This is a genomic window from Helicobacter sp. MIT 03-1616 (genome assembly GCF_000765685.2).
Taxonomy (GTDB): domain Bacteria; phylum Campylobacterota; class Campylobacteria; order Campylobacterales; family Helicobacteraceae; genus Helicobacter_C; species Helicobacter_C typhlonius.
Genome location: NZ_JROY02000017.1, coordinates 1 through 12,157 on the forward strand (window position 1 = coordinate 1; position 12,157 = coordinate 12,157).

The window sequence follows — 12,157 nt, forward strand, 5'->3', positions numbered from 1 at the left end:
TCTAATCTCTTCGCCTAGAGTATTTGTTACAACTTCTACTCTACCACTTGCATCTTTTACTTCTGTGGTGAAGTCTAGTTTAGTATAGCTATCGAATACACGAACAATCTCTGGGAGATTCTTTCCTACCGCATTTTGGAGAAGTTCTAAAAGGTCATTCATAGAATCTCGTAATTTATTCAATTCGGGATTATGTCCTTTAAGTTCAATAAGCGTGTCAACATATCCTTGTTTTGCCCTTTCAATAACCTGCAAAGACTGCTCTACAAGCTTTTGGTCTTGCTCTAAGCCCTCTTGCGTCTTTTTGACATTGTTATTAATAGCTTGTGCCATTTCGCCTAGTTCATCTTGTGATGAAACCTTAAGCACTGGCGCGGTGTTTGTTTCATAATTGAGAAAGGCAAAAAATGTAAGTAAGCCATCTTTGATTGTCTTAACAGGTGCGATTAGAATCTTAATGATAACAAAAAGCACAACTACGCCAATGACAAGCAGGACTAAAGACAAGACAATGGTAAAGATAAAGTTTTTATTTGTTGCTTCCTGATAGTCGCTTTTGTTCGCTGCGACAACGATAGTCCAACCAAAAGGAAATTGCTTGTAGTAGGCTATGCGTTTCGTGCCGAAGTTGTCAAATTCAATTTCGCCCGTTGAATTACTCTTTAATGCTTGCAACAGAGCATCTTCTAAAGGTGTAGGCTTGCCGTTCGTATTTTCGATTGGGTGTTCTCTAGAAAATATATAGCCCGTATTATCGGCAATAAATACTTCCATACTCGGCAACTCAGGGCGCTTGAAGTTTTTGAATCTCTCTTGAAATCCATCGACAAAAATATCTACCGCAATAACGCCAGCAAACTTGCCATTCTTATAAAATGGTATTGCTGCCGTAGATAAAATTTTGCCCTTGTTTGCACCTACTTGTGAAACATAGCTTGGCGTTACAAGCAGTCCATTCGCATTTTTGGTAGCAACATACCAATTACGTCCCCTTAAGTCTGGCTTATCGTCCCATTGCCTAGAAAGAGGTGTTTTTCTATGTGGTACAAAATCCTCTGTCAAGGTTTTGCCTGTTTCTTCATAGGTGATATATACAGAGGGATATTGCACAAGTTCGGCTATGTGAAAAAGCATTTCGCGTTGCGCAATAATATCATTTTCATCAAGCTGCCCGATGTATTCTGCCAACATATCCAAATGCTGCTTTGCCTCAATATTCATAGTGATATTAATGGTCGTATATGAGGAGCTAAGTGCCAATTGTTGTAGTCCCTTATATATATTGCTCACATCATTTGATGTATTTTTGTAGTTAAAAAAGCTAAGTGTTGCAATGAGAATTATAAAAATGCCAACAACAACGCCTATGAGCTTAGTTACCAAAGATTTACCCATAATCCGCCCCTTCATTTGTGAATTAAGATTAACCTAGGATTATATCTCTAAAATACTTTACATAATTCTGGGACGCGTTTTTTTCTAGCGTAAAGTTACATTTTGTAGCATACACTTTTAAACCGCTCACCCATTGTGTGAAGTAGGGTTTTGATCTTGTGAATCTCCCTAAAATACGCGCTAAATCCCTTTTGTGTGCTAAAAGATTCTAAAAGCTCTAGAATCCGCATTTGCTCAATAAGTGCTCGAGCCTGTGAAGTGCAAAATACAGATATGAATCCGGCTTGACGCAAAAGTCTATCAAGGAGTATAAAATCCACATCATAGGTAATATCTGCTTGTTGATAAAGCGTGTGAAAGTTGCCCTCTTGCGCGAGGAAAGATTCTAGATTCTCTACTTGATGTGATTTATAGAATCTAGGATTTGTCTTGAGCGTAGCAGGTGCAAAATCTCCATAGTCAAAGCTCAAAAAATAGCTATGTTTGTAGGCTCTAGCGCAGTGAGTGAGGGAAGTGATGAAATCTTGCCATAGGGGTATAATGCCACTCATTTGGGTGAAGTTTGCAATGTCCGCGCTGTCTATATAGTGTCGCAAAATATCGTGCAACAAATTGCTTTGGTTACTTTGCTCTATGTCTTGCCAAATGCCACGCCACATATTAGAATCTTGCACGATGTGAAGTATCTTGCCATTATTAATTACCTCGCAAGGAAAGCTATCAAAAAGTTCGTTGGCTATGACAAAGAGGCTTGTTGGCTCATCTGGCGCAGGATAGGATTTGAAATCTGCAAAGGTGGCAAAGTGTAGCGGGGCAGAGCAGGGAAGTGATGAAAAATAATCTTTTTGAATCTGTGCGAGTGGAGGCAATGGTTCTATGGTGGTAAAGGCGCAGTGTTGTAGGATATTATCGCCAAGTGCGTCAAGGAAAAGCGCAATATCGCCAAGCAAATGCCCCTTGTCTGCGCCAACCTCTGCAATGTGCAAAGGCAGGGATAAATCGCCATTTTCAAGCAAAGAGAGAATATAAGAGGCAATGCTCCCGCCAAAAAATTTACTCACGCTCACAGAGGTGTAAAAATCTCCCTTTGTGCCTACTCGATGAGGATTCACATAGTAGCCATTCTGCTTATCATAGAGACTAGCAGACATATATGCGCTAAAGGGAATGGTGGGATTCACAAGTCTGCCTAGTGATAGAAATTCAACCTACAAGTTTTTTAGTGCGTTTGTAAATCGTCTAAAGCCCTCGTCTATCTCGTCTTTTGTGATTGTGAGTGCGGGGAGGAAGCGCACCACACCTTTACCGGATTTAAGCACGATGACACCAGATTCTAAAGCTGTGCTGATAATGCGCCCCTGCATCGCGCTATCCTTGGTGCATAGTCCGCACATTAGTCCTAGCCCGACTTTGTGCGTGAAAATATGAGGAAAATTTGCTACAATTTCATCAAGCGCTTTATGAAAAGATTCTATTGTTTGTGCTAATACCCCATTTGTGTGTAATTGGCTTAGAATCTTAAGCACTTCAAGCCCTGCTGCACAGCTTAGAGGATTGCCCCCAAAGGTGCTTCCGTGGTCGCTTGGTTCAAAAATATCGACAAGCGAGGTCATGACTGCACCAATAGGCACGCCACCGGCTAAACCTTTTGCGGTGCTTATCACATCGGGCGTGATACCATATACCTTAGAGGCGAAAATCTCCCCACAGCGGTAGATTCCGGTTTGCACTTCATCAACCATTAATAAAATCCCTTTTGCCCTTAAATGTGTGCCTAGTGCGATGATTTTCTCCCTATCCATAGGGCAAATGCCCCCCTCGCCTTGCACGAGTTCGAGCAAAACCGCGCAAGTGTGGCTATCGAGATGATTATACACATCATCAAGGTCTTTTGCATATATGAATCCATCAGGATATGGTCCAAAATCTGCGTGCATTTTCTCCTGCGCAGTGGCTTTGAGTGAAGCGATAGTGCGTCCGTGAAAGCTTGAATCGAGCGTGATAATCTTGTAAGCATTTTTGCTTTTTCCATATTTTCGTGCAATTTTTATGGCGCACTCATTTGCTTCCGCGCCAGAGTTGCAAAAAAACGCGCGCATTTGCTTTTTTTCGGGCATTTTGTCAAGATAAAGCGTGATAAGGCTTTGCGCTAATGCTGCTTGATTTTGTATGTAGTAGAGGTTTGAAGTATGCAGGAGATTCTGTGCTTGGGTGGCTATGGCAGAAGCTAATTGTTTATTTGCGTGTCCCACGCTACACACGGCAATCCCTGCACCAAAATCGATATAGTCCTTGCCTTGTGTGTCAAATAATTTTGCATTCTCGCCGCGCACAAATGCCACAGGCAAACGCGCATAAGTGTGTAAAATAAACTCTTCATCAAGTTTTTGAATCTTTGCTAAATCCATTTTTTAACCTCCATAAAGATGCAAAGGCAGCTAGTATTTAAGTCGCGCATTGTATCCCAAAAAGTAAAATGTAGCAATTTTGGAGCATTTTTTGCTAGAGCAGACGCAAAAATACAATTTTATTGGGATAAATAAGGAGTGTGATTTGCGTATAGAATCAAGTATGCCTCAAATATCAAATCCGACAAATTACGCTAAGGGCGGCGAAAACGCGCAAAATGTGATACAAAACAATAAACAGCAGAGTGCAGATTCACAAAAAAGCACACAAAATGCGGAGAATCGGGCACAAGGCAAACAAGATATAGGTGGCAGAGAGGATATAGATTCAGCGGATGAGATTAGCGGTGTGCATTCTGCTGGGGCAGTGGATAGATTAGAATCTTCTACACGTATTACGCATTTAGAGGGTGATAAAACTCGCATTACTTATGGGCTAAAAGTCATTGAGCTAATGAGCGACCAAGAGTATCAAGCATTTTTGTGGGCTACGCAGGATTTGAGTGAGAGTGAAAAAATCCTTATGGCGCAGAGTTTATACCGCTTCACTGCGTTTTATCAGGGTAAAGATTCTGCAGATGATACACAACTTGATGTGCAAAAACTCAACGCGCACAAGGCTTTTGGCGTGGAGCATTCGATGATAGAGGATTTTATTCAGCGCTATAAAAACGCGTATGGCAAGCTTATGCAGACGCAGTTTGAGGGCTAAAGTGGCGCATAGGCTAAGATTCTAAAATGATTATTGTGTATAAAATCTGCAAAAGCACGGATTTTATACACTAAAAAAGCAAAATGGATTTTGCAAGCAAATTTGTAAGATTTGTAGGCTAAAACGAGGCAAACTTGACTTTTTAGTGCTTTTTGCATAAAATTGCGGGCTTTATTTGCTTCGCTAGATTCACGAGTTTTAGCTTCAATAAGTCAGGGTAGCTCAGCTGGTTAGAGCGCTGGTCTCATAAGCCGGAGGTCGGGAGTTCAAGTCTCCCCTTTGACACCATATCTAAAAGGCTTTCTATAATGTTATACACTCCTCCTAAACTCTATGTTGTCGTCCCTTGTTTTAATGAAGAAGATGTGATTACGCAGACTTTAAATCGACTTTTACATAAACTTCATACAATGATAGAATCTACTTTGATTGCGCCCCAAAGTGCGATAGTGTGTATCGATGATGGCAGTAGCGATGGCACTTGGCAACAAATAAATCAATTTTCACCCCCCCCCCACTTGCGCTAAAAGCAAAGAATCTTCTTTATCTCTTATCTCTCTTAAACTTTCACGCAATTTTGGACATTAAAAATATGTTTGATGAGTTTATTGCAAAATATAAGGCAGGTAACGACATTGTGCTAGGTATTCGCAACAATCGCAACACAGATTCTTTATTTAAAAAATATAGTGCCTCTTTGTTCTATGATTTTATGAATCTTATGGGGACAAAGGTTATTAAAATCACGCTGATTATCGGTTGTTGAGCACTCGGGCATTGCAGTTATTAACCCAATACAAAGAAAGCAATTTATTTTTACGCGGTGTGATTATGGATATGGGGTTAAAAATTGATAAAGTATATTTTGATGTGAAACCTCGCAGCGGTGGCGAAAGTAAATATACATTGAAAAAAATGTGCTCCTTTGCGCTTAATAGCATTACAAGTTTTTCTGTTGCACCCTTGCGGCTAGTTAGCACTATGGGAATTACTTTTTTCTGTCTTGCTTTTCTTTTTCTAGGCTATGTGCTGTATGCGAAATTTTGGGCAAATCAAGCGATTGTGGGCTGGGCTTCTACGGCGATATTGCTTTGTTTCTTTAGCGGGATTCAGCTTTTAAGCCTTGGCATTATCGGGGAGTATATTGGCAAGATTTATGCCGAATCTAAAAGGTGTCCGCGTTATGTGATTGAAGAAGTGCAAACAAAACAAACTTAGCGCATTGGTTTGGGGCAAAGACAAGTTTTGCCGTGTTTGGGAAAGCTCTTACACTAAATGCTTAAATACACTGCAAGTGTGGTGATAATAAACCCTGCTCCCAAAACACCAAAGGCAGACTTGCGTTTGCCTTTGCAAAATGAAGTAATAATCAAGCCAGAGAGATAAAAAAGTAGCATTGAGATACCAAAGCCAATGGCAATCATATCAAAAAAAGAGAACTTGAAACCCCTAGCTCGTATTTTGTGCATAAGCATTAAGATTCCATATAAACCCCTATCTACTACGCGTATCATTGCTACACCAAAAGTGTGAAATATATATGAAATGCTCTATTTTCACATCTATTTGAGATTTATTTTAAGTGGATTTGATAACATCATCAAAATTATATACTCTAACAATAAGAAGTGTTTGCAAAATAAAATCTATGCAAGAAACTATATGGCACAGATGCTATTGTGATAAGTGTAGCAAGATAGGCAAGGTATTGAGTAAAAGAGTAAAAAATAAATTATTTTTTTACTTTTTTATCTATGCCCTATGAGTTTTATGCAAAAAACGATATAATTCCACTTCTAAATCTTTACAAAAGAGGATAGGAATGAATCCCAAGATTTTGATTGTTGGTGGTGGATATGGAGGCTTACGCACGGCTATGACGCTTCAGGAGAAGCTTGATGTTGAGGCAAATATCACACTTATTAGCAAGCACGACTATCATTACCAGACCACACTTTTGCACAAAGTTGCTATTGGCACACTTAGTGCGCGCAAATCACGCGTGTATTTTCGTAAGGTTTTGAATCTCAAAAAAGTGCATTTTATCAAAGATAAGATTTTGTCCTTTGAGCCAGAAAAAAATCGCGTAATAGGTAATGGTGGGGCGTATGAGTATGATTATCTTGTTATCGCGCTTGGGTTTAAACCCGATGATTTTGGCATTAAGGGCGTGGATAAATATGCGCACAAGCTCTCTTCGCTCAATGCTGCACTTAAACTTGATAAAGAGATTGAATATAAATTTAAGGAGTATTGCCACACAAAAAACGCCGATGATTTAAGCATTATCGTTTGTGGCACGGGCTTTACAGGGATTGAGTTTTCTGCAGAACTCGGCTCGAGGCTTGATGAGCTGTGCCTCATTAGTGGGATCCCACGTGATGTGCCTAAAATTACCTGTATTGGTAGAAGCGATAGAATCTTACCGATGTTTAGCAAAAAGGGTAGTGCATTGGCAAAAAAGAAACTTGAGGCTTTTGGTGTAGAGGTTATTTGTGGTGGCGAAGTGCAGGAGTGCCTAAAAAATGGCGTAATGATTAAGCATAATGGCGAGACAAAGCATATTAAGGGTAATACGATTTTGTGGAGTGCTGGTGTGAAGGGCAATGATAGCGTGGAAAACTCCTGTTTAGAGAATAAAAAAGGACGCATTAGAGTTGATGAATATTTGCGATGTCCGCAGTATCAAAATATTTATGTGGTTGGGGATTGTGCCTTGGCGGCTTCACGCGATGTGATACACGCGCCAACTGCGCAGTTAGCAGCGCAAATGGGGGATTATGTGGGCAAGAGTCTTGTTAAGATTCTTAATGGCAAGACACAAAAAAAAGTATTTTCATTTAAGCATCGTGGGACGGTTTGCTCTATCGGGCATACTGATGGCGTGGGTGTTGTTTATAAAAAGAATATTAGCGGTGAGATTGCGGCATTTTTGAAAAACTTCATTGAAAATAAGTGGCTTTTTGGTATTGGTGGTGCAAAACTTGTATTTAAGAAGGGGCAATTCCGCTATCGCACGAGCAATTAGAAAATGCTAAGTATCAATGCGATAAATAATTTATGCTTAAAAAACTAAAAGATTCATAATATTTGGCATAGCAAGTAACGAAAATACGCAGCTTATGATATAATCAAAGCCTTTGTTGCATAATGATGTATTTAAGGAAGCTGTGATGATAAGTTATAAAGATTCTGGTGTGGATATTGATGAAGGAAATGCGCTTGTAGAGGGATTGAAAGGGATTGTAAAATCGACTTTTGATAGCAATGTGATTGGTGGGATTGGCTCGTTTGCTGGGGCGTATGCGATGCCCCCTCATTATAAGAATCCCGTGATTTTAGGTGCGACCGATGGTGTTGGCACAAAGCTAAGACTCGCCATAGATTCACAAAAGTTTGACACGATTGGCATTGACTTGGTAGCAATGTGCGTGAATGATTTGATTTGTAACTTTGCCGCCCCTATATTTTTTCTCGACTATTACGCGACCGGGAAACTTGATAAGAGTATTGCTCTTAAAGTAATAGAATCTATTGCGCAGGGTTGTAAAATCGCCGAGTGCGCCCTCATTGGTGGAGAGAGTGCGGAAATGCCCGGAATGTATGCAAAAGATGATTTTGATTTGGCTGGATTTGCGGTGGGCATTGCCGAGAGGGAGGATATACAAACGCAGCGTGTGAAAGTTGGAGATGTGCTGATTGCCCTAAAGAGTAGCGGGATTCACAGCAATGGCTATTCGCTAGTAAGAAAGGTGCTTTTTGAGCATTTGAAAATGTCTTTTACAGAATCTTTTGAAGGACAGAGTCTTATTGAAACATTACTCGCGCCTACACGCATTTATGTGCCTCTTTTTAGGGAGATTTGCTCATCGAGTTTGCGTCCATATTTGCACGGCTTGGCTCATATCACAGGGGGCGGCATAGTCGAAAATCTCCCTCGCATACTCCCCACTGGGCTTGGTGCTAAGATTGATGAAGCATCACTACAGAGTTTGCCAATTTTTACGCTCCTTGGCAAATATGTAGAAAAAAATGAGATGTATCGTACTTTCAATATGGGAGTTGGTATGATTCTTGCTGTAGATAGCAACAAGGCTGATGAGATGCTCCGTGCTTCAAGGCCGTTTGATGGGTATATCATCGGTGAAGTGGGTACCCAAAATAGCATTGCTTTTATGTAGATTTCATACAACAAATAGGGGCTACAAGTGAGTATAAGGGATTTTTTTAAAGTTTATTTATTTCCATTCCTAATTGTTTTGAGTGGGCTTGTCGTATATGCTTTCATAGTGATTTTTATGGATAAAGATAATCTTGTTCTAAGTCAAGATAATTTACAGAAACTTCAATGGCACACAGATGCACACACCGCACAGAATGGAAATATGGGCGATGTGAATGAGGGAGCTTCTAAGCCAATAGATACAAATACTATCGCCGCCATAGAAACAAATGAGACAAATACGCACATAGATGCGGCAGAAACGCCTTTAGGTACTGATACGACACAAGTTGCCGAGGTGGATATACCACAAATGCCGCAAGTTGAGACGATACAGCCAATACCTGCACCAGAGGTTGAGCAACAACCACAACTTGAGCCTGTGCAGGAGGTTTATTACGCCAAACATCGTGCAAATATTCGTAATGCGCCATCTTCTGAATCTGTCGTCATCGCGGGTGTGGCAAAGGGAGAAATGCTAGAACTTTTGTCAAATCAAGGTGAGTGGAGCAAGATAAGGCGGCAAAATGGTGCGGAGGGATATATCGCCTCGCGTCTTATAGACAAAGGAAGTGCAAATACGCAGACTACACACACAAGCAATGAGAATGCGGCACATAAAGAACTTTATGTAGTCTTGGTGGATTCACTCAATGTGCGTGCGGAGCCTGATAGACGCTCGGATGTGGTTGGTAAGCTGAACCACAATGAGCGTGTGTATGTGATTGATATACAAGGCGAATGGGCGAAAATCTCACTTGCGAATGGGCGATATGCTTATACCGCGCTACGATTTATCACAAAAGCGCAGTAATGCTTAGATTCTTTGCTGTGTATGGCAATCCCATAGCCCATTCCAAATCCCCGCTTTTACATAATCACGTTTTTACAAAATATGGACTAAGTGCGTGTTATGGGAGAATCTTGCTTGAAAATGGCGAGGCATTACGCAAAAATTTTGATACATTTGGTTTAAGTGGTGCAAACATCACAATTCCCTTTAAAGAAAACGCCTATACTCTTTGCGATGAGGTGCGCGGTATTGCACAGGAGATTGGCGCGTGTAATACTTGGGTGCGCGAGAATGAAAGGGTGATTGGCTACAACACAGATGCGCAGGGATTTTATGAATGTATCAAGGATTATCATATTAAAAATGCGCTAGTTATTGGTGCGGGAGGTGCGGCAAAGGCAGTGGCAATAGCCCTTAAGGCGCATAATATTCATACAAGCATTATCAATCGCTCTGCGCAAAAACTCACATTTTTTGCTGATAAGGGCTTTGTTTGCTATGTGAGCGATGAATTTAAACCCAAAGATTCTTATGATATAATCATTAACACCACGAGTGCCGGGCTTGGCGATACGCATTTGCCTTGCCCGAAGCCACTTTTAGAATCTCTTTTTGCAAATGCCTCTTACGCCTTTGACCTCATCTATGGCAAACAAACGCCTTTTCTCGCCTTGGCGGCAGATTCTCACCTTATTTGTGATGACGGCAAGGATATGCTGATTTATCAAGCCGCTATCGCTTTTAAACTCTTTTGCCAAAATATGAGTAGTGCAAATGATGCGAGGGTAAGTGGGACGTACATAGCAGGTTTAGAATCCACACAAATTGCACAAATTATGAGAGAAGCACTGCTTTAGCTGAATAATTATTGATTTTTAGCGCCACAAAGCGCACAATGCTGCAAAATAGAAACTTTAGATTCTAATCCACGGATAAGATTATGCTATAATTACCATTTTTAAGGAGAGAATATGCAAATTGATGATGCTCTTTTAAGTAAGCTTGAGCGACTTTCTATGATTCGCATTGATGATAAGAAACGCACACAGACGCAGGAGCAGCTCACAGAAATTGTGGGCTTTGTAGAGAATCTAAGTGCAATAGAAGTTCCACAGGATTGCTTTAGTGAAGAGTTAAAAACGCCCTTAAGAGAAGATATTCCAAAGGATTCACAAATCGCTAAAGATGTCTTATCTCACGCACCAAAGGCGCAAGATAACTTTTTTATTGTGCCTAAAATCATCGAATGATAATTTCGCTTGATAAGATAAAAATACCAAATGATTGGAAAGAACTCCTTAAAGATGAGTTTCTAAGTCCATATTTCGCGCAGATAAAGGCGCATTATATGGAGGCTCTACAAAAGGGTGAGGTCGTGTATCCTAAACCCTCACAACTCTTTGCTGCCTTTGCTTTAACACCCTTAGATGCGCTTAAAGTCGTCATACTCGGGCAAGACCCATATCACGGCAGTGAGATGATAAATGGAATCCTCATGCCTCAAGCTATGGGCTTAAGCTTTAGTGTGCCTTGTGGTGTGAGAATCCCGCCCTCATTACAAAATATTTACAAGGAATTAGCCCTTAGTCTTCATATTACACCACCCACACACGGGGATTTGAGCGGCTGGGCGAAACAAGGTGTTTTACTCCTTAATAGCATTTTATCGGTTAGGGCAAATGCACCCGCTTCACATAAGTATTTTGGCTGGGAGATTTTTACCGATGGCGTGATTAAAGCATTATCCGCACATAAGGAACATTTGGTATTTATGTTGTGGGGAAATTATGCAAAGAAAAAGGCAGTATTCATTGACAACACGAAGCACAAAATCATCACTGCACCGCACCCAAGCCCTCTTGCGCAGGGTTTTGTGGGGAGCAATGTATTTGTAGAGGCAAATGAGTATCTCTTGGCACACGCAAAAGAGCCTATTGCGTGGGAGGCTTTGGATAGAAACTAAAAATCTCTAAAATTATGCCACCAATAAATCGTGCTTTTGCCACAAATAAGACAGATTCTAAAGTTTTTATTATCGTTAGAATTTGCACTTTATGTAAAATCAGATTCTAAAGCTTTTTTAAAGGAATGGGAGTAAAAATATTTTGGGAATCTACACGCATTAACCTTAAAAAATCATTAAACACACTCTCACACACTTTTCTTTTTTATCCCTTAAAAACATTTTATCTTGTCTCTAGTCTTTGTCTATCATTTCTCTATTCATTACCTTTGCTTAGGGCTCTTTTAAAACTTTGGAAATTAATTTCCACACATATTAGATTCTAATATAAGGGAAAAGGTAATATAAGATTCTCTTTATAGTAATTTTATTTGTAATAGAATCTGTGTTATTATATTTCAGCTAGAATATTTTATAAAGCTTAAAAAAACTTTTTGCCTTGAAGTATAAAATTTATAATGCTTTTAAGTCTTGGGAATATGCTTTTAAGTATGTGCCAAAGTGGCATAAGATTTAAGAAAAATTTTGATATGAAGTTTTTTTAATTTTGTATCGAAGTATGAAGCTTGAAATGCTCTTAAGTTTGTGGCAAAGTTGTATTCAATTTAAGTGAAATTGTTAGTCTATGATTTTGTATTGAATTTGAAGCAAAGTTGATATGAAA

14 protein-coding genes and 1 tRNA gene are annotated in these 12,157 nt (G+C 39.9%); 11 read left to right on the plus strand and 4 right to left on the minus strand.

Features of this window, described 5'->3' with window-relative positions; all coding sequences use genetic code 11:
• The 3 genes from LS67_RS09135 to LS67_RS09145 all read right to left on the minus strand — a co-directional run.
• Window positions 1-1,395 (minus strand): cache domain-containing protein (locus tag LS67_RS09135; RefSeq protein ID WP_138109712.1); only part of this gene is annotated, 1,395 nt, incomplete at its 3' end.
• A gap of 95 nt (window positions 1,396-1,490) precedes the next feature.
• Window positions 1,491-2,576, minus strand: a complete 1,086-nt coding sequence (locus LS67_RS09140; RefSeq protein ID WP_236096386.1) for an SAM-dependent methyltransferase — start codon at window positions 2,574-2,576, stop codon at window positions 1,491-1,493.
• Window positions 2,577-2,603: 27 nt separating this feature from the next.
• Window positions 2,604-3,803, minus strand: coding sequence for an aspartate aminotransferase family protein (locus LS67_RS09145; protein WP_034328109.1), 1,200 nt, complete (start codon window positions 3,801-3,803; stop codon window positions 2,604-2,606).
• Between the two features lie 145 nt (window positions 3,804-3,948).
• On the opposite strand from LS67_RS09145, the gene LS67_RS09150 reads away from it, so the two are divergent.
• The 5 genes from LS67_RS09150 (at window position 3,949) to LS67_RS10050 (ending at window position 5,733) form a co-directional block, all read left to right on the plus strand.
• Complete coding sequence (locus tag LS67_RS09150) at window positions 3,949-4,515, plus strand: hypothetical protein (RefSeq protein ID WP_138109714.1); 567 nt, start codon at window positions 3,949-3,951, stop codon at window positions 4,513-4,515.
• Between the two features lie 211 nt (window positions 4,516-4,726).
• Window positions 4,727-4,803, plus strand: a tRNA-Met gene (locus LS67_RS09155).
• Between the two features lie 20 nt (window positions 4,804-4,823).
• On the plus strand, window positions 4,824-5,042 hold the full coding sequence (locus LS67_RS10040) for a glycosyltransferase family 2 protein (protein WP_052099910.1): 219 nt from the start codon (window positions 4,824-4,826) through the stop codon (window positions 5,040-5,042).
• Window positions 5,043-5,107: 65 nt separating this feature from the next.
• On the plus strand, window positions 5,108-5,281 hold the full coding sequence (locus LS67_RS10045; RefSeq protein ID WP_231944801.1) for a hypothetical protein: 174 nt from the start codon (window positions 5,108-5,110) through the stop codon (window positions 5,279-5,281).
• Between the two features lie 11 nt (window positions 5,282-5,292).
• Entirely contained in the window at window positions 5,293-5,733 is a 441-nt protein-coding gene (locus tag LS67_RS10050) for a hypothetical protein (protein ID WP_231944802.1), read from the plus strand.
• Between the two features lie 53 nt (window positions 5,734-5,786).
• Here the strand turns inward: LS67_RS10050 and LS67_RS09165 are convergent, their stop codons facing one another.
• The gene (locus LS67_RS09165; protein WP_231944803.1) at window positions 5,787-6,029 is read right to left on the minus strand and encodes a hypothetical protein; all 243 of its coding nucleotides are present in this window, start codon (window positions 6,027-6,029) and stop codon (window positions 5,787-5,789) included.
• 308 nt (window positions 6,030-6,337) lie between these two features.
• Between LS67_RS09165 and LS67_RS09170 the strand changes: the two genes are divergently transcribed.
• The 6 genes from LS67_RS09170 to ung all read left to right on the plus strand — a co-directional run bounded on the left by LS67_RS09170 (window position 6,338) and on the right by ung (window position 11,493).
• The gene (locus LS67_RS09170; protein WP_034328108.1) at window positions 6,338-7,543 is read left to right on the plus strand and encodes an NAD(P)/FAD-dependent oxidoreductase; all 1,206 of its coding nucleotides are present in this window, start codon (window positions 6,338-6,340) and stop codon (window positions 7,541-7,543) included.
• Window positions 7,544-7,685: 142 nt separating this feature from the next.
• Window positions 7,686-8,696: a phosphoribosylformylglycinamidine cyclo-ligase gene (purM, locus tag LS67_RS09175; protein ID WP_231944804.1), complete on the plus strand. Its 1,011-nt coding sequence runs from the start codon at window positions 7,686-7,688 to the stop codon at window positions 8,694-8,696.
• 27 nt (window positions 8,697-8,723) lie between these two features.
• Window positions 8,724-9,551, plus strand: a complete 828-nt coding sequence (locus LS67_RS09180) for an SH3 domain-containing protein (RefSeq protein ID WP_034328106.1) — start codon at window positions 8,724-8,726, stop codon at window positions 9,549-9,551.
• Entirely contained in the window at window positions 9,479-10,387 is a 909-nt protein-coding gene (locus tag LS67_RS09185; RefSeq protein ID WP_231944805.1) for a shikimate dehydrogenase, read from the plus strand. The genes LS67_RS09180 and LS67_RS09185 overlap by 73 nt, the downstream gene beginning before the upstream one ends.
• Window positions 10,388-10,501: 114 nt before the next feature.
• Window positions 10,502-10,780 carry an Asp-tRNA(Asn)/Glu-tRNA(Gln) amidotransferase subunit GatC gene (gene gatC, locus LS67_RS09190; RefSeq protein ID WP_034328104.1) on the plus strand — a complete coding sequence of 93 codons (279 nt, stop codon included), beginning with the start codon at window positions 10,502-10,504 and terminating at the stop codon, window positions 10,778-10,780.
• Window positions 10,777-11,493, plus strand: a complete 717-nt coding sequence (ung, locus tag LS67_RS09195; RefSeq protein ID WP_034328102.1) for a uracil-DNA glycosylase — start codon at window positions 10,777-10,779, stop codon at window positions 11,491-11,493. The genes gatC and ung overlap by 4 nt, the downstream gene beginning before the upstream one ends.
• Window positions 11,494-12,157: the final 664 nt, after the last annotated feature.